Source organism: Stenotrophomonas sp. 22385, assembly GCF_052045085.1.
GTDB lineage: Bacteria > Pseudomonadota > Gammaproteobacteria > Xanthomonadales > Xanthomonadaceae > Stenotrophomonas.
Genome location: NZ_JBQEOG010000002.1, coordinates 191,272 through 210,219 on the forward strand (window position 1 = coordinate 191,272; position 18,948 = coordinate 210,219).

18 protein-coding genes are annotated in these 18,948 nt (G+C 63.7%); 10 read left to right on the forward strand and 8 right to left on the reverse strand.

The annotated features are described in order from the left end of the window. The first annotated feature begins 133 nt into the window (after positions 1-133). From ACTJI4_RS05325 to galE, 3 genes are all read left to right on the forward strand, one after another. Positions 134-889, forward strand: a complete 756-nt coding sequence (locus ACTJI4_RS05325) for a glycosyltransferase (RefSeq protein WP_440868743.1) — start codon at positions 134-136, stop codon at positions 887-889. Positions 890-1,055: 166 nt separating this feature from the next. Beyond that, complete coding sequence (locus ACTJI4_RS05330) at positions 1,056-2,330, forward strand: glycosyltransferase (RefSeq protein ID WP_440868744.1); 1,275 nt, start codon at positions 1,056-1,058, stop codon at positions 2,328-2,330. A 19-nt stretch (positions 2,331-2,349) separates the two neighbouring features. After that, positions 2,350-3,366 carry a UDP-glucose 4-epimerase GalE gene (galE, locus tag ACTJI4_RS05335; protein ID WP_440868745.1) on the forward strand — a complete coding sequence of 339 codons (1,017 nt, stop codon included), beginning with the start codon at positions 2,350-2,352 and terminating at the stop codon, positions 3,364-3,366. Positions 3,367-3,402: 36 nt separating this feature from the next. Here galE and ACTJI4_RS05340 read toward each other — a convergent pair whose 3' ends face one another. Continuing rightward, positions 3,403-3,807, reverse strand: a complete 405-nt coding sequence (locus ACTJI4_RS05340; protein ID WP_440868746.1) for a GtrA family protein — start codon at positions 3,805-3,807, stop codon at positions 3,403-3,405. Further along, a complete protein-coding gene (locus ACTJI4_RS05345) occupies positions 3,804-4,778 on the reverse strand; it encodes a glycosyltransferase family 2 protein (protein WP_440868747.1) in 975 nt (324 codons plus the stop codon). The genes ACTJI4_RS05340 and ACTJI4_RS05345 overlap by 4 nt, the downstream gene beginning before the upstream one ends. 157 nt (positions 4,779-4,935) lie before the next feature. Here ACTJI4_RS05345 and ACTJI4_RS05350 point away from each other — a divergent pair, with 157 nt between their 5' ends. Further along, a complete protein-coding gene (locus tag ACTJI4_RS05350) occupies positions 4,936-6,327 on the forward strand; it encodes a hypothetical protein (protein ID WP_440868748.1) in 1,392 nt (463 codons plus the stop codon). A 257-nt stretch (positions 6,328-6,584) separates the two neighbouring features. On the opposite strand, the gene ACTJI4_RS05355 is transcribed toward ACTJI4_RS05350, so the two are convergent. Together ACTJI4_RS05355 and ACTJI4_RS05360 are read right to left on the reverse strand one after the other, a co-directional pair. After that, a complete protein-coding gene (locus ACTJI4_RS05355; protein ID WP_392919440.1) occupies positions 6,585-7,523 on the reverse strand; it encodes an electron transfer flavoprotein subunit alpha/FixB family protein in 939 nt (312 codons plus the stop codon). Continuing rightward, positions 7,523-8,269 carry an electron transfer flavoprotein subunit beta/FixA family protein gene (locus ACTJI4_RS05360; protein ID WP_440868749.1) on the reverse strand — a complete coding sequence of 249 codons (747 nt, stop codon included), beginning with the start codon at positions 8,267-8,269 and terminating at the stop codon, positions 7,523-7,525. Before ACTJI4_RS05360 ends, ACTJI4_RS05355 begins: the two co-directional genes overlap by 1 nt. 287 nt (positions 8,270-8,556) lie before the next feature. Here ACTJI4_RS05360 and rfbB point away from each other — a divergent pair, with 287 nt between their 5' ends. The 4 genes from rfbB to rfbD are packed head-to-tail and all read left to right on the forward strand — an operon-like array spanning position 8,557 to position 11,968. Continuing rightward, entirely contained in the window at positions 8,557-9,612 is a 1,056-nt protein-coding gene (rfbB, locus tag ACTJI4_RS05365) for a dTDP-glucose 4,6-dehydratase (RefSeq protein WP_440868750.1), read from the forward strand. Positions 9,613-9,627: 15 nt separating this feature from the next. Beyond that, the gene (rfbA, locus tag ACTJI4_RS05370) at positions 9,628-10,515 is read left to right on the forward strand and encodes a glucose-1-phosphate thymidylyltransferase RfbA (RefSeq protein WP_440868751.1); all 888 of its coding nucleotides are present in this window, start codon (positions 9,628-9,630) and stop codon (positions 10,513-10,515) included. Continuing rightward, on the forward strand, positions 10,512-11,069 hold the full coding sequence (gene rfbC, locus ACTJI4_RS05375) for a dTDP-4-dehydrorhamnose 3,5-epimerase (RefSeq protein WP_440868752.1): 558 nt from the start codon (positions 10,512-10,514) through the stop codon (positions 11,067-11,069). The genes rfbA and rfbC overlap by 4 nt, the downstream gene beginning before the upstream one ends. Next, positions 11,066-11,968, forward strand: a complete 903-nt coding sequence (gene rfbD, locus ACTJI4_RS05380) for a dTDP-4-dehydrorhamnose reductase (protein ID WP_440868753.1) — start codon at positions 11,066-11,068, stop codon at positions 11,966-11,968. Before rfbC ends, rfbD begins: the two co-directional genes overlap by 4 nt. 84 nt (positions 11,969-12,052) lie before the next feature. Here the strand turns inward: rfbD and ACTJI4_RS05385 are convergent, their stop codons facing one another. Continuing rightward, positions 12,053-13,456 carry a mannose-1-phosphate guanylyltransferase/mannose-6-phosphate isomerase gene (locus ACTJI4_RS05385; RefSeq protein WP_440868754.1) on the reverse strand — a complete coding sequence of 468 codons (1,404 nt, stop codon included), beginning with the start codon at positions 13,454-13,456 and terminating at the stop codon, positions 12,053-12,055. 11 nt (positions 13,457-13,467) lie between these two features. After that, a complete protein-coding gene (locus tag ACTJI4_RS05390) occupies positions 13,468-14,817 on the reverse strand; it encodes a phosphomannomutase (RefSeq protein ID WP_440868755.1) in 1,350 nt (449 codons plus the stop codon). A gap of 143 nt (positions 14,818-14,960) precedes the next feature. Between ACTJI4_RS05390 and ACTJI4_RS05395 the strand changes: the two genes are divergently transcribed. Then, positions 14,961-15,695, forward strand: coding sequence for a CoA transferase subunit A (locus ACTJI4_RS05395; protein WP_093536194.1), 735 nt, complete (start codon positions 14,961-14,963; stop codon positions 15,693-15,695). A 1-nt stretch (position 15,696) separates the two neighbouring features. Continuing rightward, a complete protein-coding gene (locus tag ACTJI4_RS05400) occupies positions 15,697-16,323 on the forward strand; it encodes a CoA transferase subunit B (RefSeq protein WP_440868756.1) in 627 nt (208 codons plus the stop codon). A gap of 38 nt (positions 16,324-16,361) precedes the next feature. Here the strand turns inward: ACTJI4_RS05400 and ACTJI4_RS05405 are convergent, their stop codons facing one another. Continuing rightward, complete coding sequence (locus ACTJI4_RS05405; protein WP_440868757.1) at positions 16,362-18,323, reverse strand: glycoside hydrolase family 99-like domain-containing protein; 1,962 nt, start codon at positions 18,321-18,323, stop codon at positions 16,362-16,364. Positions 18,324-18,506: 183 nt separating this feature from the next. Beyond that, positions 18,507-18,815, reverse strand: a complete 309-nt coding sequence (locus ACTJI4_RS05410; protein ID WP_440868758.1) for a SymE family type I addiction module toxin — start codon at positions 18,813-18,815, stop codon at positions 18,507-18,509. Positions 18,816-18,948: the final 133 nt, after the last annotated feature.

An 18,948-nucleotide genomic window follows, 5' to 3' on the forward strand; every position in this document is an offset into this window, starting at 1 on the left:
CGGGCAAGTATCATCAACACGTGGTCGACGGCAACCCAGTTGGCTTTGGCAGTAACCCTGAATTTTGGTGGCGCAGAATGAATGCGAAGAGCAAGCGACGCGTGAAAATGGCGTTGAGCCGCAGGAGCGGAGAATGAGTGTGCCGGTACTTAGTGCGATCGTGACCTTTCACGGGGAAGGCATCCTTGCGCATACGTCGCTGCGTTCCTACGCTTTGTCCCGTGCTGTGGCGCGCCGGGAGGGCGTTGAGGTGCAACTGGTGCTGGTCCTCGACCGTGCCGATCCGCAGACCCGCGCGTTCGTGGTCGGACATCCTGATCTGGACGGCAGTGAAACCATCGTCGAGACCCAGGTTGGCGACCTTGCCCTTGCGCGCAACGCTGGTGTGGCCGCCAGTCGCGCGGACTACATCTGCACGCTCGACGGAGATGACCTGATCTCCACCGGCTATTTTCTGATGCACCTGAAAGAGGCATCACGTCTGGATGGACGCTTTATTCTTCATCCTGAAATGGTGTTGAGTTTTGGAATGTACAGCGCCTACAACTGGCAGGTTGACCAGTCCGGCAGTTACTACGATGAACGCGCGCTGCTTACGGTCAATCCGTGGATCAGCGCTGCGTTTTCCACTCGCGAACTGTACGAGACCATTCCCTATGCGGCGTGCTATCCCCGCCAGACCGGGTTCGGTTACGAAGACTGGTATTGGAACTGCGAGACCATTGCCCGGGGGGTGGTCCATCGACTGGCGTGGGGCTCGGCCTATTTTTACCGGCGCAAGTGGTACGGGTCGCTCAACGAAGCGAGCCATGCGATGAAGACGGTGATCCCGCGGACCTCGCTGTTCGCGCTTGGCCGCGCCCGTGGTGAGGAGCAGAGCCGTGCTTGACCGTTGGACGCACAACCGCTGGATACGCAATCGTTACACGCGCCCGCTTGCTCGCATGGCCAGGCGCCTGTTCGCGCTCCTGTTCGGCCCTGACAGCCAGCCTGCCGTCCTGGGATCTGCGCCATCTGGCGGGGCTCCAGCCATGCCTGCGTGGCTGCAGCAGGAGATGATCACCTTGGCCGCGTTGGAGCCGGAGCTGCTGCCACCGGGTACGGACATCAGTCGTTATGCCTTTTACTCGGTTCCGATGGACGTCGCTCCAGGCGACGCCTACGCACATCTAGCTGATGCCATTGGTACTGAACCGTTCAGTCACGTTCTGCTTGTTCCGTGGTTGAAGCAGGGCGGCGCAGACCGCGGCATTCTTTATCACGCCCGCGCCATTGCCGAGAGCGACCCGGGCGCGCGAATCCTGGTAGTGAGCACGGAGGATTCGGCTTCACCGTGGGCTTCGCGGCTCCCGACACAGGCCGTTCACGTGGATTTCGGCCGAATTGCCGCTGCTCTGGATTTCAACAAGCAGGTTGCAGTGATGGCGCGCTTGTTGGTGCAGCTGCGGGCGCCCGTTGTACATCTGGTCAATTCCCGCGTGGGCTGGGAGGCCATTCTTCGGCATGGCCTGGCCCTTACGCAGCACTCGCGCCTCTACGCATCGATCTTCTGCGACGACTATGACCTTCGAATGAACCCTGTCGGATACGCGCGCGACTACCTGCGCTACTGCTATCCGTACCTGTCGACCGTGATCTGCGACAACTCCCGTTATCCTGAGATATGGACGAGGGAGCTGGGCGTGCCCGCGTCGCTGTTTACCGTGTTGCCATTCCCATATGACGGACAGCTTCCGCAGCAATCGAGAACCGCGCTGACTGCACCTGGGGCTGATCGAGTGCTCTGGGCGGGGCGGCTGGATCGCCAGAAGCGACCTGATCTGCTTGCTGCCATCGCCGCACGCATGCCCGGCACGCATTTTGACGTGTATGGGGCTCAAGTCATGTCAGGAGCGGCAGCACAGGATCTTGAAGCGCTCAGGTCGCTTCCCAATGTTACGCTGCATGGCGAGTTCCAGCGGTTGGAAGCTGTGGCCGACTCCAGCCACTTTGCTTACCTGCATACCACTGCGTGGGAGGGCACACCGACGATACTGTTCGATGTTGCGGCCGCGCGCCTGCCAATCTGCGCGCCGGCTGTGGGTGGGATTGTTGATTTCCTGCAATCGCAGGACCTGATCGAACGGCCGGACGACATTGATGCGTTCGTGCGGCGCCTGGAGCAGTTGCGTGGTTCCGCCGCGCTGCGTGACGAACTTGTCCACCGGCAGATTGAGTCGCTCGTACACGGTCGCCAGTGGTCCCGTTTCAATGGTGATTTGCAGGCGTTGGAAGGCTACCTCGTGTCCAAGCACCACACCGTCGCCGACAGCGCTGTTGGCTACGCCTGACGCCCATAAAGGACGCGCAATGAAGGTAATGGTTACCGGCGGTGCCGGCTTTGTCGGATCGCATACAGTCGTTGAACTGATCGCAGCCGGCCACTATGTTCAGGTGGTGGAGAATTTCTGCAACAGCGAACGGTGGATTGTTGAGCGAATCGAACGCATCACGGGCGTGCCGCTTGCCCTTGATGAGCTGGACATCCGTGATCGTGACGCGCTGCGGGCCAGCATGGAACGTTTCCGGCCAGATGCCGTGATCCATTTCGCCGCATTGAAGTCCGTCTCTGAAAGCACGCAGCTGCCTGCCAGCTACTACGACGTCAACGTGGGCGGTACGGCAACGCTGCTCGACGTAATGCAGGAATTCGACTGCAACCGGATCGTGTTCAGTTCTTCGGCGACCGTATACGGTCAACCCGAAGCATGCCCGGTTGCCGAGAGCGCCGCCGTTGGGCCGGCTACGCCGTATGGGCGGACCAAACTGGTTGGCGAATGGCTGATCCGTGATTGCGTGGCTGCCCCCGGCGCCTCGCTTGGTGCGGCCATCCTGCGCTATTTCAATCCCGTCGGTGCCCACCCCAGCGGTCTCATTGGTGAGTTGCCTCGAGGTGTGCCCAACAATCTTGCGCCGTACATTACCCAAACCGCCGCAGGCCAGCGTGACTACATCCGTGTGTTTGGAGACGACTATGCCACGCCCGACGGCACGGGCGTGCGGGACTATGTACATGTGGTTGATCTTGCCAAAGCACACGTTGCCGCGCTCGATGCACTTGCCAGCAGCGACCAGCGTGAACTTACCCTCAATCTCGGGACAGGCCGCGGCTACTCGGTGCTCGAGCTGATCGAAACCTTCTCGTCGGTCGTGGGCAGGCCTATCCCCTATGAGCGGCAGGGACGACGCGCAGGTGACATCGGGGAATGCTGGGCGGATCCGTCGCGGGCCAACGCAGTTCTGGGCTGGCGAGCGGAGAAGACCTTGCTGGAGATCTGCGAAGACGCCTGGCGTTGGCAGCAGGCATCCGCACTGCCGCATGATTGAAGTGCTTGGGGCTGTGGACCCTCCGCAGCCCCGTACTCAGTGCCTGGGTGAGACGCGAAAGACCCAGAAATTCATCACAACAAACACGATGATGGGGACCGCGATGGCAGAAAACAGGATGCCCCAGCGGTAGTCGAGCTGCGCCTGGGAAACAACGGCCATGCCCCCAGCGGAAAGGGCGATGTTGAGTCCATGCACTACCAGGAACTTGCCCGACTCGCGGGCGACCTCGCCGTTGGAGCCGAACGTAAAGTACTTATGGGCAAGAAAGTTCGGTGCCAACAGCACCAGGTAGGCCGCGACGGTCGCAAGTACGGGATGCATTCCGCTCTTCTCAACCATCAGCCAGGTCAATCCGGCAAACAGAACCGTGCTGGTTCCCCCGACGGCGCCAAAGCGGACCAGTTTCCAGAACAACTGCTTGGCTGTATCTGAATTCACTGCCCCGAATCCGAAGTGCCATCGACGCGCTCGGCAATTGAATACTGAGTCGGCGTAGTGAAATTGAGAAGAATGCGGCCGACATACTCTCCGATGGCGCCAAGTGCTAGCAGCTGTACGCCGCCCATTATCAGGATGGCCACGATCAGAGAAGACCAGCCGACCGCGACATTGGGGTCCAGCAGCTTGTGTACCACAATGACGGCAGCAAACACGAAGCCCGCCGCTGAGATTGCCATGCCTGAGAGCGAGGCCATACGCAGGGGCGCGACCGAGAAGCTGGTCGCCATTTTCAGCCACAACGAAATGGACTTCTTCAGGCTGTATCCCGAGGCTCCATCTTCGCGGGCGTGGTGCCCCACGGTCCGCGTAGCAATACGCGAGGTGGCTGACAGGATCAGGCCGTCGAGATAGATTGCGGGACCCTTGAACGCGACCACCTCGTCGCGCACGCCGCGCTTCATCGCCTTGAAGGGAGATAGATAGAGGCCCTTAGGCTTTTCCAGAAGCCAAGTGGCCACCAGGTCGTTGAAGCGGCTGCCAAGAATTTTCCACGCCGCGTGCTTACGCCCGTGGAACGCGCCGTAACAAACGTCGTGATCGGCATCGAGCGCGTCTACCAGGGTGGGGATGTCCGCTGGGGCGTGCTGCAAATCATCATCCATCGTGACGATCACTCGCCCGCGGCACTCGCGCAGGCCAGCGAAGATAGCCATGTGCTGGCCGACATTCTTGCGCAGATTCAGCGCCCTGACCCAGGAATGGGTTCGGGCCAGCTGGCTGGCCACTTCCCAGGAACCATCGGGACTGCGATCGTTGACCAGGATCAGCTCCAGCGAGAAACGTCCCCCGATGGCCGCGTCAATCGCGGCAACCAGCGCAGCCAGCGTCTTCTCGCTACGGTAGGCGGGCACGACGATCGAGAGATCGATCAGGCCTGCCGGGTCGTCGGTTGGTACGTTGTTGGCCATGGCCGGTCCATTCTGGAGGAAGATTCACTCAGTCAGGTAGTATAGGGCCGCAGCCCAGCCCGTGCACTGCCGGGGCCTCAGCGCAGGGGCGTGCGCAAAAGGATAGTTTCGGCCGTTCGGGCCAGCAGCCGCATCAGCGGAAAAAAGAGGTGTGATCTTGGAGTCGCTGAAGCACTACTGCGAAATGGCGTTCGACCGCTGGGACAGGAACTACGTTCTGTACGCCCTGCTGATTCTCCTCGGAATGTACGGTCTCGGTCAGCTCACTGCGCCGTACATTGCGCACGACGACTACGACTGGCTCCTGAAGGGGTTCGACCAAGGTTTTGAGAGCCCTTTCAGCAAGGCGGGGTCTGAGGGGCGCTGGGGTAATTTTGCTTGGTCCCAGATCAGTCACTACCTGAATGGATATTCCGCATTCGGGTTGTACCTGGTTCTGTTCTCCATGCTGTGCCTTGCCCTGGCCCGGGTGGTGTCGCCACGCGCAGGTGTGTTTGCCGCGCTTCTGTTCTTCCTGGCACCCATGACGGCAGATACGGCCAAGTGGCCGGTAACACAGGTCACCGGTGTGATGGTGACCCTGCTGGGTTGTGTTGCTCTACTACGCGTGCATGACGACGGCCGCCGGCGCCTGGTCGTGTTCATGTCAGTGGTCGCAGGCTTTCTTTTCTATCCTTCTTTTGGGCCCTTGTTCCTGCTGATGTACGCCGCCGCATGTTCGGCCACCAGGCGCAGCGCCCTGCTGGGCGCTGCCGTATATGTGTTGGCATTCGTGGTTGCTGTCGTGCTGGTTTTTTCCCTCAACTACGCCTTCCATGGATACTTCGGCATCAAGCCTGCTGCTTGGCGCGAGGCCACGCCTCTCTTGGAGGGTGGTTCCCTGCAAGGCAACGTCACTCGGTACCTCGCATACTTCGGCTTGCTGAGAGATATCTGGCCCGCGCTGATCGCGGGTGGAATCGCATTCGTAGCGTGCTTCCGCAATGGAGTAAGAGCGCGCAACTGCATGGTCGCGTTAATGTACGGGGCAATGTTGATGGCAATGGACGCCACCCTGTCCATCCTGTCAGGCGTCGGCCTGCCTCTGCGATCCACGTTGTGGGTGTGGTTGCTTGTGTGCATGCCCGTCATCTTCCTGGTGCACGAGCGCCGCACGATCATCCTGGGGCTGTTGCTTTCCCTCCCGATTGCCTTCGTTGGGATCAGTGGCTGGAACTCGGCATTCTCAAATACGCGCACCGTATTCCCAGCAATGAACTCGTTGGGGAACGCGCTGACCCGCGTTCAGGCTGCCAACGCCGGTGAGTACGATGACGTAATCATGTTTGGCGACGTCCACGCCAATTCCACACTTGCATGGCTGCATGGCAATCGAGCATTGCGCAACTATCTCTACAAGGAGTTCGGCGTGTATACGAGGCCGTGTGAGGAAAGCCTGTGCGAGAGGATCCTGGCTGAACTCCAGCAACGGCCGGAGAACCCCGAATGGATCATCGTCGACAGGCATCTGGTCTGGGTACTTTCCCCTCAGCGCGACAACGGATACTGAGCCTGACCCATGAACGCATGACAATGACGGCGTTCGCCAAGCCGTCCACCGCTTCAGGCCTACATCAGATCACCATCGGTCGAATCGTCGCGGCGATCGCGCCGTCCCCGACCCACGAAACGGTGTGTGATGGTATCCCGTCATGGCCGACGGGAGGTTTTACCAAAGTCGTGGGGTCGGACGAAGCGTTGGCTTGCCTATGAAAAAGGCCGGGCTCAAACGGCAGCCCGGCCTCACATCGCGATCGGGGCAGGCTATTACAGCGCCGCTTCCAGTTCCGGCAACAGCGTGAACAGATCCCCCACCAACCCGATATCGGCAATCTCGAAGATCGGCGAATCCGGATCCTTGTTGATCGCGACGATGGTGCCGGCGTCCTTGATCCCGGTCAGGTGCTGGATGGCGCCGCTGATTCCCACCGCCACGTACAGCTCAGGGGCGATGATCTTGCCGGTCTGGCCGACCTGCAGGTCGCTGGGCACATAGCCGGCGTCCACGGCGGCGCGCGAGGCACCCACGGCGGCACCCAGCTTGTCGGCCAGCTGGAAGATCACCTTGAAGTTCTCTTCCGAGCCCACGCCACGGCCGCCGGAGACCACGCGCTTGGCGCTCTGGAGGTCCGGGCGGTCGGTCGCACCGGCGGCCAGGCCGACGAAGCGGGTGTGGGTCGGCAGGGCCGCGTCCACATTGGCGGCTTCAACCGGGGCGCTGCCACCCTTGGCCGCTTCCGGCCAGGAGGCCGCACGCACGGTGGCCACCACGATCTGGTCGGCCGGCACGTCCACGGTGATGATCGCGTTGCCCGCGTAGATCGGGCGCTTGAAGCTGTGGCTGCCTTCCACGGTCATCAGGTCCGACACCTGGTTCACGCCCAGCAGGGCGGCCACGCACGGCATCAGGTCCTTGCCGAAGGTGGTCGAGGGGCCGAACACATGGGTGTAGCCCTTGGCCAGCTGCGCGATCTGCGGGGCCAGCACCTGGGCCAGCGCCTGTGCGTTGGCCGGGTTGGCCACGGTCAGGACCTTGGTCACGCCGTCCAGTTCTGCGGCCTGGGCGGCCACGGCTGCCGGGTCGGCGGCCAGCACCAGCACGTCGATGCTGGCGCCGCTGATGGCGGCGGCAGCGCTCACGGTCTTGGCGGTGGCGGCGTTGAGCTTGCCGTCGTGGTGCTCGGCAACAACGAGGATCTTGGTCATTACAGCAACCCCTTCTGCTTGAGTGCGGCAACCAGTTCGGCCGCGTCCTTGACCATCACGCCCTTGCTGCGCTTGGACGGCGCGGCGTACTGGGTGGTCTTGAAGGTATCGGCGGCTTCAACGCCGAGGTCGGCCAGCTGGAGGGTCTCCAGCGGCTTGGCCTTGGCCTTCATGATGTCGGGCAGCTTGATGAAGCGCGGCTCGTTCAGGCGCAGGTCGGTGGTGACCACGGCCGGCAGGTCCACTTCCAGCGTTTCCAGGCCGGCGTCGACCTCGCGGGTGACCGTAGCCTTGCCATCGGCGATATCCAGCTTGCTGGCGAAGGTCGCCTGCGGGCGGCCCCACAGCGTGGCCAGCATCTGGCCGGTCTGGTTGGCATCGTCGTCGATGGCCTGCTTGCCCAGGATCACCAGGTCCGGCTGTTCCTTCTCGACCAGCTTGAGCAGGGTGCGCGCGGCGGTCAGCGGCTGGATGGCCTGGTCGGTGACCACGTGGATGGCACGGTTGGCGCCCATGGCCAGACCGTTGCGCAGGTGGGCCTGGGCATCAGCCGGGGCGATGGTGGCGACGATCACCTCGGTGGCGACGCCCTTGTCGCGCAGGCGCAGGGCTTCTTCCAGGGCGATTTCATCAAAGGGGTTGGGGGACAGCTTGACGCCGTCGGTGACCACGCCGGAACCGTCCGGCTTGACCTGAATGCGGACGTTGTAGTCCACCACGCGCTTATACGCGACGAGGATTTTCATCTGGTGCGGGATCCTTGGTAGTGCCGGCCGCTGGCCGGCTCGCAATAGCTGGAAACGTCCGGCCCTGCGCAAGCTGCCGGTTCGGGGGGTGGGACAGGGATTCTAACTGTCCGCGCGCCACCATGCGAATGCGTATGGATATGTTGCGCTGCGGCACTTGAGGGCACTTCTACCGCCCTCATTCATCTGCCAAACGAGGTCGTGAAGACCGACCCGATGTATGCTGTCGCGCTGAATCGCGGAGCCGCCAGGCCCCCGCAGGACGAACCTCGAACAGGAGAAAGGTAGTGCCCACATGGCTTGTCACCGGCGGTGCCGGATTCATTGGCGGTAACTTTGTGCTGGAAGCCGTCGCCAAGGGCGTGCGCGTCATCAATCTCGATGCGCTGACCTACGCCGGTAACCTGAAGACGCTGGCCCCGCTGGAGGGCAATCCGGATCACGTTTTCGTGCACGGCGACATCGGCGACCGCGAGCTGGTCGCCCGCCTGCTGGCCGAACACCAGCCCGACGCAGTGCTGAACTTCGCCGCCGAAAGCCATGTGGACCGCTCGATCGACGGCCCCGGCGCCTTCATCCAGACCAACGTCGTGGGCACCCTGGGCCTGCTGGAGGCCGTGCGCGACTATTGGAAGGCGCTGCGGGCCGACAAGGGCGAGGCCTTCCGCTTCCTGCATGTCTCCACCGACGAGGTGTACGGCACCTTGGGCGAGACCGGCAAGTTCAGTGAAACCACCCCGTATGCGCCCAACTCGCCGTACTCGGCGTCCAAGGCGGCTTCGGACCATCTGGTGCGTGCGTTCCACCACACCTATGGGCTGCCGGTACTGACCACCAACTGCTCCAACAACTATGGCCCGTACCACTTCCCGGAAAAGCTTATTCCGCTGGTGATCGCCAAGGCGCTGGCCGGCGAGCCGCTGCCGGTGTACGGCGACGGCAAGCAGGTCCGCGACTGGCTGTTCGTGTCCGACCACTGCGAAGCGATCCGTACCGTGCTGGCCAAGGGCAAAGTTGGCGAAACCTACAACGTGGGCGGCAATTCCGAGAAGGAGAACATTGAAGTGGTGCACGCCATCTGCGCGCTGCTCGATGCCCGTCGACCGCGCGAGGATGGCCAGCCGCGCAGCAGCCAGATCACCTACGTGGCCGACCGCCCGGGGCATGACCGCCGTTATGCCATCGACGCATCCAAACTGAAGGACCAGCTGGGCTGGGAGCCCAAACACACCTTCGACCAGGGCATTGCCTTCACTGTCGACTGGTATCTCGACAACCAGGAATGGGTCAACGGCGTGCTGGACGGCAGCTATCGTCTGCAGCGCATCGGCACCGCCGCCTGAATCAGGAAACCACACATGACCCAGCGTAAAGGCATCATTCTCGCCGGCGGTTCGGGCACGCGCCTGTACCCGATCACCAAGGGCGTCAGCAAGCAGCTGCTGCCGGTGTACGACAAGCCGATGATCTATTACCCGCTCAGCGTGCTTATGCTGGCTGGCATACGCGACGTGCTGATCATCAACACCCCCCACGAGCAGGCGTTGTTCCAGACCCTGCTGGGCGATGGCTCGCAGTGGGGCATGAACATTGAGTACGCCGTGCAGCCCAGCCCCGATGGGCTGGCCCAGGCCTATCTCATTGGCAAGGACTTCGTGGGCGGTAAGCCAAGCTGCCTGGTGCTGGGCGACAACATCTTCCACGGCCATGGCCTGCGCGAAGTGCTGCGCAACGCAGATGAGCGCGACACCGGCGCAACCGTATTCGGCTATTGGGTGAACGACCCGGAACGCTACGGTGTGGCCGAGTTCGACAAGGCCGGCAAGGTCATCGATCTGGTCGAAAAGCCTGCAAAGCCGCGGTCGAACTATGCTGTCACCGGCCTGTACTTCTACGACGGCAACGCCAGCGACTACGCCGCCGAGTTGAAGCCGTCCCCGCGCGGCGAGTTGGAGATCACGGATCTCAATCAGCGCTATCTGCGTGAAGGCAACCTGCACCTGGAAGCATTGGGGCGCGGTTATGCGTGGCTGGATACTGGCACGCACCAGTCTCTTCTCGAGGCGTCCAACTTCATCGAAACCATTCAGACCCGTCAGGGCCTGCAGGTGTGCTGCCCAGAGGAAATCGCGTTCGGCCGTGGCTGGATCAACGCAGAGCAGCTTGAGGCATTGGCTGCACCGCTGATCAAGAATGGTTACGGCCAGTACCTGCACACCCTGGCGCAGCGCGGAATCGTTCCTTGAAGCTGATTCCCACCGCACTGCCTGGGTGCCTGGTGATCGAACCGGCGTTGTTCGGCGATTCCCGTGGTTTCTTCTATGAAACCTGGAACGCCGAACGCTTCGGCGAACACGGATTGCCGACGCGGTTCGTGCAGAGCAACGTGTCAAGTTCTGCCAAGGGCGTATTGCGTGGGCTGCACTACCAGTGGCCGCGTCCCCAGGGCAAGCTGGTCAGCGTGCTGGAAGGCGAGGTGTATGACGTGGCTGTGGATGTCCGCCGCGGCTCGCCGACCTTTGGACGCTGGGCTTCGGTGGTGCTGAGTGCCGAGAACAGAAAGCAGTTCTGGATACCAGAAGGTTTCGCGCATGGTTTCGCGGTCCTGTCCGAGCGTGCCCTGTTCAACTATCTGTGCACTGATGTGTATGTGAAAGAGGCGGACGCCGGCATCCGTTGGAACGATGCTGATATCGCGGTGGACTGGCCAATCAGCGCGCCGACGCTGTCGGCCAAGGATGAGACGGCTCCTTTCCTCAAGGAGATTGGCGAAGACCGCCTGCCGGTTTACGCGCCTTGAGTCGATCCGCCACCGTGCTTGTTTTCGGCGGCAATGGTCAGCTCGGTCGGGAGCTGGTCCGGGCGCTTTCTCCGCTGGGGAACGTCGTGGCGACCACGCGCAGTGGCCGCCTTGTCGATGGTACCGCCTGCGAGACCGCCGACTTCGGGCAACCCGACACGTTGGCCGATGTGCTGGACCGTGTTCGTCCGGACTTCGTCGTGAATGCGGCAGCGTATACGGCTGTAGACCGCGCAGAAGACGAAACCGTAGTCGCATGGCGCGTCAACGCTGAAGCGCCTGGCGCGATCGCGCGTTGGTGTGCGACGGCCGGCGTGCCTTTGGTTCACTACTCGACGGATTACGTGTTCAACGGTCAAAGCTCGCGCCCGTATCGAGAAGACGATGCCACTGCACCGCTTGGCGTGTATGGCCAAAGCAAGCTGGCCGGTGAGGATGCGGTGCGAGCGGCCGGCGGCCGCCATATGATTTTCCGCACTGCATGGGTGTACGCCTCGCACAGCGCCAACTTCCTGCGCACCATGCTGCGTGTCGGCGCCGAGCGCGATGTGCTGCGCGTGGTGGCCGACCAGGTAGGAACGCCAACCCCGGCCGCGCTGATTGCCGACGTGACCGCGCAGGTGCTGCAGCACCCGGGCGCTTTGTCAGGTACCTGGCACCTTACTGCGGAGGGCGAAACCAGCTGGCATGGTTTTGCCGAGGCAATTTTTGCCGAGGCGGTTGCCGCAGGGAAACTGGCGCGTGCGCCGACGGTAGAAGCGATCACCACCGCCGAGTATCCGACCCCGGCCAAGCGACCTGCGTATTCGCACCTGGACGTGTCCAAGATCCAGTCGGATTTCGGTATTGTGCTGCCCAGTTGGCAGGACGGGTTGAAGCGTGTGATTGCTGAGATTTGAGTGGCCGCAGCCACGCAGGGCGTGGCTCTACGCATACAAAAAACCCGGCATCGCCGGGTTTTTTGTTGGGCGTGCACCAGTGGCTCAGCTGCGGCCGTAGGTGTCCTCGAACCGCACAATGTCATCCTCGCCAAGGTAGCTCCCCGACTGCACTTCAATCAGTTCCAGCGGCATCTTGCCCGGATTGCGCAGCCGATGGGTCACCCCCAGCGGAATGTAGGTGCTCTGGTTTTCACCCAGCAGGATCACCTCATCACCACGGGTAACCTCGGCGGTGCCACTGACCACCACCCAGTGCTCGGCGCGATGGTGGTGCATCTGCAGGCTCAGCGTGCCGCCGGGCTTTACCGTGATGCGCTTGACCTGGAACCGCTCGCCGTTGTCGATCGAATCGTACGCGCCCCACGGCCGGTACACCTTGCGGTGCCAGGTGGCTTCCGGGCGTTGGTCTGCCTTGAGCCGTGCCACCACCTGCTTGATCTCCTGCATGCGGTCGCTGCGGCCCACCATCACCGCATCATCGGTCTCCACCACGATCACGTCATCCAGCCCCACCAGTGCGATCAGGCGCTCGCCGTAGGCATAGGTGTTGCGGCAATCGATGGCGATGACATCGCCATGGTGGGCGTTGCCATCGGCGTCCTGTTCCGATACATCGCGCAGCGCGGTCCACGAACCGACGTCGTTCCAGCCCGCGTCCAGCGGTACCACCACGGCATCGGCGGTCTTCTCCATCACGGCGTAGTCGATGGAATCAGCCGGCACGGCGGCGAAGGCCTCCTTGTCCAGGCGGGTGAAGTCCGTATCGCGTCGCGCCAGCTGCCACGCATTGCGGCTGGCAGCCAGCATGGCCGGCTGGAAGCGTTCCAGCTCGGCCAGGTAGCGCGACGCCTTGAACAGGAACATGCCGCTGTTCCAGAAATATTCGCCGGATTGCACGTACTGCAGGGCGGTATCGGCATCGGGCTTTTCGACAAAGCGATCCACCGCGCGCACCGCATCGCCGGACGAAGCCTTGATGTAGCCGTAGCCGGTCTCCGGCCCGGTGGGCACGATGCCGAAGGTGACCAGCTTGCCGTCGCGGGCGGCAGGCAGTGCACGCACCACCGCGGCACGGAAGGCGGCTTCGTCGGCAATCACATGGTCAGACGGCAGCACCAGCAGGATCGGGTCGCCCTCTTCCAGCGTGGCTTCCAGCGCGGCCACGGCGATCGCCGGCGCCGTGTTGCGCCCAACCGGTTCCAGCAGGATCGCCTGCGGCTGCACACCCAGCTGTTGAAGCTGCTCGGCCGCTACGAAGCGGTGCTCCTCGTTGGCCACCACCAGCGGCGCGCGCCCGGCAATGGGCGCCACCCGCTGCCAGGTGGCCTGCAGCATGGTCTGCTCACCGGCCAGCGCCAGGAACTGCTTGGGATAGGCCTCGCGCGAAAGCGGCCACAGCCGGGTACCGGAGCCGCCGGACAGGATCACCGGAAGGATGTCGTTCATCGGGCCGGGCCTCAGGATGCCTTGAGCAACTGGGAAATCTCATCAGTGCGCTGCTGCAGCAGGGCGGCATCTCCGCGCGCCTCAACGTTCAGCCGCAGCAGCGGCTCGGTGTTGGAGCTGCGCAGGTTGAAGCGCCACTGGCCGAAGTCGGCGCTGATGCCGTCGGTGTGGTCAAGCGTGGGCCCGTGCGAAGCGAAGTGCTCCATCACCCGTGCCACAGCCGTTTTGGCATCACTGACCTTGAAGTTGATCTCGCCACTGCACGGGAACTTCTGCATGCGCTCTTCGACCAGTTCGGCCAGCGAAAGCCCGGTCTCGGACACCAGCGCGGCGATCAGCAGCCACGGGATCATGCCGGAGTCGGCGTAGGCGAATTCGCGGAAATAATGGTGCGCGCTCATCTCGCCGCCGTACACGGCGTCTTCTGCCCGCATCTTTTCCTTGATGAAGGCGTGTCCGCTCTTGCACAGCACGGCCTGGCCACCGGCTTCCTCCACCATTTCAACGGTGTTCCACAGCAGGCGCGGATCGTGGACGACCTTGCCGCCCGGCTGGCGGGCGAGGATGGCCTTGGCCAGCAGGCCGACCAGATAATAGCCTTCGATGAAACGGCCGGTATGGTCGAAGAAGAAGCAGCGGTCGAAGTCGCCGTCCCAGGCGATACCGAAGTCCGCACCGTGTTCGAGTACGGCCTGCGCGGTGAGCTCGCGGTTCTCGATCAGCAGCGGATTGGGAATGCCGTTGGGGAAGCTGCCATCGGGCTCATGGGCAATGCGCACGAACTCGAAGGGGAGGTGCGGGGCCAGCAGGTCCACGATGGTGCCGGCGCCGCCATTGCCCGCGTTGACCACCAGCTTCAGCGGCTTGAGCGCGGCGCGGTCAACGTAGCTGAGCAGGTGCTCGATGTAGGCGCTCTTGTCCGTATGCGACTGGATACCCGCCTTGGGCTCCACGGCAGTTGCGGTGTCCGCCTCGACCGCGTCGGAGATTGCGAACAGGCCGGTGTCCGAGCTGATCGGCCGGGCCTGCTGCTTGACCAGCTTCATCCCGTTGTAATCCATCGGGTTGTGGCTGGCGGTGACCATGACCCCGCCGGCGGCATTCAGGTGGTCGACCTGGAAGTACACCTCTTCGGTACCGCACAGGCCGATGTCCAGCACCTCGCGCCCGGCGCCGCGCAGGCCAGCGGCCAGGGCGTCCTGCAGGGCCGGGCTGGTAAGGCGGACATCGTGGCCCACCACCACCGTGCCGGGCTCCAGCTGGGCCGCCAGCGCCACGCCGATCTTCCGCGCCATATCTTCATTCAGCTCGTCCGGCACGCGGCCGCGGATGTCATACGCCTTGAATGCGGGGAGGGTCATCGAAAGTCCTATCCATAAGTCAGTGGGCAAGTTTAGCTGCTGTCATGTATGGGAAGCGTTTTCAACCCCGATGACCGTTTAGCCGGGGGCGGCGACCGGCAATGGCTACAATGGCGGCTTACATCAACGAGGTGAGGGCGTAGATGAGCAAGTCCCCAGACAACGGCGGCCGGCGCGGCAAGCGCTACGCCAGCGCCGCCGAGGCGCTGCAGGGCGCGGTGGCCGATGGCCAGACCCTGGCGGTCGGCGGCTTCGGCCTGTGCGGCATTCCCGAGGCGCTGATCGCCGCGCTCCGTGATACCGGGGTGAAAGGCCTGACCGTGATCTCCAACAACGCCGGCGTGGACGGCTTTGGCCTGGGCCAGCTGCTGGAAACCCGGCAGATCAAGAAGATGATTTCGTCCTACGTGGGCGAGAACAAGGAATTCGAACGCCAGTACCTGGCCGGCGAGCTGGAGCTGGAATTCAACCCGCAGGGCACCCTGGCCGAGCGCCTGCGCGCCGGCGGTGCGGGCATTCCCGCCTTCTTCACCGCCACCGGCTACGGCACCGTGGTGGCCGAGGGCAAGGAAACCCGCGAGTTCGACGGCAAGCACTACGTGATGGAAACCGCGCTGCGCGCCGACGTGGCGCTGGTCAAGGCGTGGAAGGCCGACGAGGCCGGCAACCTGGTGTTCCGCAAGACCGCGCGCAACTTCAACCCGGCCTGTGCGATGGCCGGCAGGCTGTGCGTGGTGGAAGTGGAAGAAGTGGTGCCGGTGGGCAGCATCGACCCGGACCAGGTGCACCTGCCGGGCATCTACGTGCATCGCATCGTGCACAACCCCACCCCTGAAAAACGCATCGAACAGCGCACCGTGCGTGCGGAGGGCAACTGACATGGCATGGACCCGCGATGAAATGGCGCAGCGCGCCGCCCGCGAACTGACCGATGGTGCCTATGTGAACCTCGGTATCGGCCTGCCGACCCTGGTGGCCAACCACATTCCGGACGGCGTGGATGTGTGGCTGCAGTCCGAGAACGGCCTGCTGGGCATCGGCCCGTTCCCGACCGAAGCGGAAGTGGATGCGGACCTGATCAATGCCGGCAAGCAGACCGTGACCGCGCGGGCCGGTGCCAGCTACTTCGGCAGCCACGACAGCTTCGCGATGATCCGCGGCGGCCACGTCAACCTGGCCATCCTGGGCGCCATGCAGGTCACCGACAAGGGTGACCTGGCCAACTGGATGGTGCCGGGCAAGATGGTCAAGGGCATGGGCGGCGCCATGGACCTGGTGGCCGGCGTGCAGCGCGTGGTGGTGCTGATGGAGCACACCGCCAAGAATGGCGAGCACAAAATCCTGCCGGAGTGCACCCTGCCGCTGACCGGCGTGGGCGTGGTGGACCGCATCATCACCGACCTGGCGGTGTTCGACGTCACCGATAGCGGCCTGAAGCTGGTGGAAGCCGCGCCTGGCGTGAGCAGCGATGAGTTGAAGGAAAAAACCGGCGTCAGCTTCAGCTGAGGCGTCGCAACCTGCCGGCTTGCGCCGGCAGGTTGGCGTCAGCCGGTCAACCCGCCTGCATCTTTCACACGTGCACCGGTGTGGCGCACAACGGAGGGGAGCAGGGCGATGACTGCTTTGTTCTGTGTACCGGCACCGCTATCGAAAAACGAGCGCGGCAGGTGCGCATCCAACAGGGGCCTCAGGGCCGAAAGCCGCACCCAGAAGGAACCAGTGGCCTCCTCGTTCTCATGCTCGGCGATGGCCGGCCCCAGCCCCAGCCTGACGCGCAGTGCACCCAGGTCGCGGTCGCTGACGGTGGCCGGCGCCGCTGCCCGTGATCCTGCGATGATCATGCCCAGATCGGGCTCGTTGACGAACGCACGGAAGGCATTGCTGGCGCAGCCGGGCGCCAGCAGGTGGGGGGCGCCTGCAAAAAGATTGAGCAGCAGCTGTTCGCCCTCCGTATAGAGCCGCTCAGCGACCTGCAGGAAGGGCAGCACATCGCTGCCCTGTGTAGCAGCGGTCTCGATCTCGGCTATCAGCGAAGTCTGCTGCACCGCCTCTTCCATGGCGGAACGCAGGCCGTCGGTGGTGGCGATGACGATCCGCCAGTCCAGGCCCGCGCTGCCAAGCGCGCTCAGTTGCCGCGTCACCATGCCGGCATCGCGCGCGTGGATCAGCACACAGGGGCGGCCCGGAGCACGTTTCGCCGTCGGCGCACGCAACGCCTGCCGGGTGGCCTCCAGGTACGCATGGCCCAGACGCAGGTCCGGCTCCAGCACCGCGCCCTCGGCCCACTCGTTCCAAGCGTTGATGAAGACCAGCCGCTGCCCGGCAGGTACCGGCGCGAGGCGTTGATGGATCGTGGTGGCGAGCCAGTCGCGGTAACCGCGCGGTGACGCATGCAGGTACACCCGGCCGCGACCTGAGCGGCGTGCCTCGTTGTCCCAGCCTGGGTTGACCCCGGGATACAACGGGTACTCCGGCAGCGGGCGTGCGGCGATCTCGCTGGCCAGTTCTCGCCAATCACGCACGTCACCGTGGAAATCCGGGTTGATCAGGTACTGGTCGGCGGTCAGCGACCGCGGATTGCTCATGTTCGGCGGGAACTCGACCGCCGCGTCGAAATCGATATCGCGCGGATCCGGACGTTCAAAGCCCTGTACGTACGCCAAGTGGATTTCGCCGATGTCGTGCTCACGGCACCACTGGCGCCAGCGCTGCGCGGTGGCGCGCGCGTCGGGCAGCAGATGCGGCCGGTAAACCAGCAGCATCGGCTTGCCCTCCACCTTCAGCGCACGGCGGTCGCGCAGGTAGTCGGCCACGTGCGCGATGAAGGCAATATCGTCCTCGGCGCTGTGCTGCTGGCCGATCAGGATGTCATCTCCGCGCCCGTCCCAGCGCCGGGCCCAGTTCTCATTGGCCCAGCACAGGCAGAACGGCATCTCGATGCTGTCGTCCGCCAGCCACTGGCGCAGTGGCGACTCCAGCAGCGTAGTGCCGCTGAACCAGTAGTAGTAGAAGCAGAACGCGCCAATGCCGTACTCCTGCGCCAGGCTGGCCTGCTCGCGCATGATCTGCGGGTTGCGCAGGTCGTAGAAGCCCAGGTCGGCCGGCAAGCGCGGTTGCACGTGGCCCTCGAACTGGGGCAGGGCGCGGGTGACGTTGCGCCATTCGGTGAAGCCCTTGCCCCACCACGCATCGTTCTGTTCGATGGGGTGGAACTGGGGTAGGTAGAACGCGACCAGCGTGGCAGGCAGTACCTGCGGCAGCGCCTCCGATCGATAGGGGACATGGCCGATGGCCGGCTCGTCGGCGCGGACCAGCGGGCGCCGGGCATTGTCGCCACCCGTGGCCTCAATCCTGCCGCGCGGCGGAGGCGGTACCCAGTCCGAGTGCCGGTCCAGGAAGCGGCTGCGCAGGCGGTCGCGCTGCCCTTCTGACAGGGGCAGCGCCCGGAAGCCGGTACGCAGGGCGAGATAGACCGCTGCGCGCAGCCTGTCCTTCAGGGTGGTCATGAACGGCAGACCCCGGTCAGGGCGAACGCGGGAACGGGCATGAGGGCTCCAAGACAACGGCAATGGCCGTCATTCTGGGCGTTGGACGGTGCAGCGGCAATGCAGGGCCACGCCCTTGAGTCGTCCAGCGTCAATGCCGCGCCCCTTGCGGGGGTAGGGCGACGCCGGACGTCGCTGCTCCCGTCAGCGCCCGGAATATATTCGCCGGTGCGTGCGCCTGACCGGCCGAAGCTGGACAGATACCGCCGGCTCCGCAGCACGCAGCAGAATGGCGCCGTCATACACCTCCACCGTCAATCGGGTTCCGGGCGCAATGCCCGCCTCGCACATCCACATCCCGCGCAGCTTGATGCAGGGGATGATGGGGTCGCCGCGCTGGGGCGTCTCGTCGTTGTAGATCAGCGAACCAACCAGCACCCGCTTGGGCTTGTGCCAGCCGAGGTGTGTGCGAGGGGTGGGGCGGATGGACGCATCGTTGTCATGAGAATGCATGGTGGCTCTCCGGATTGTCTCCCTCGCCGGGATGGCGAGGGAGCCGGGAGGCTGAAAACCGTGCAACGAACGGTGTGACGTATTCCCCATGCGGGTGTTGTATTTAGTCACCCTCCCGACGTGGAGGACCAGC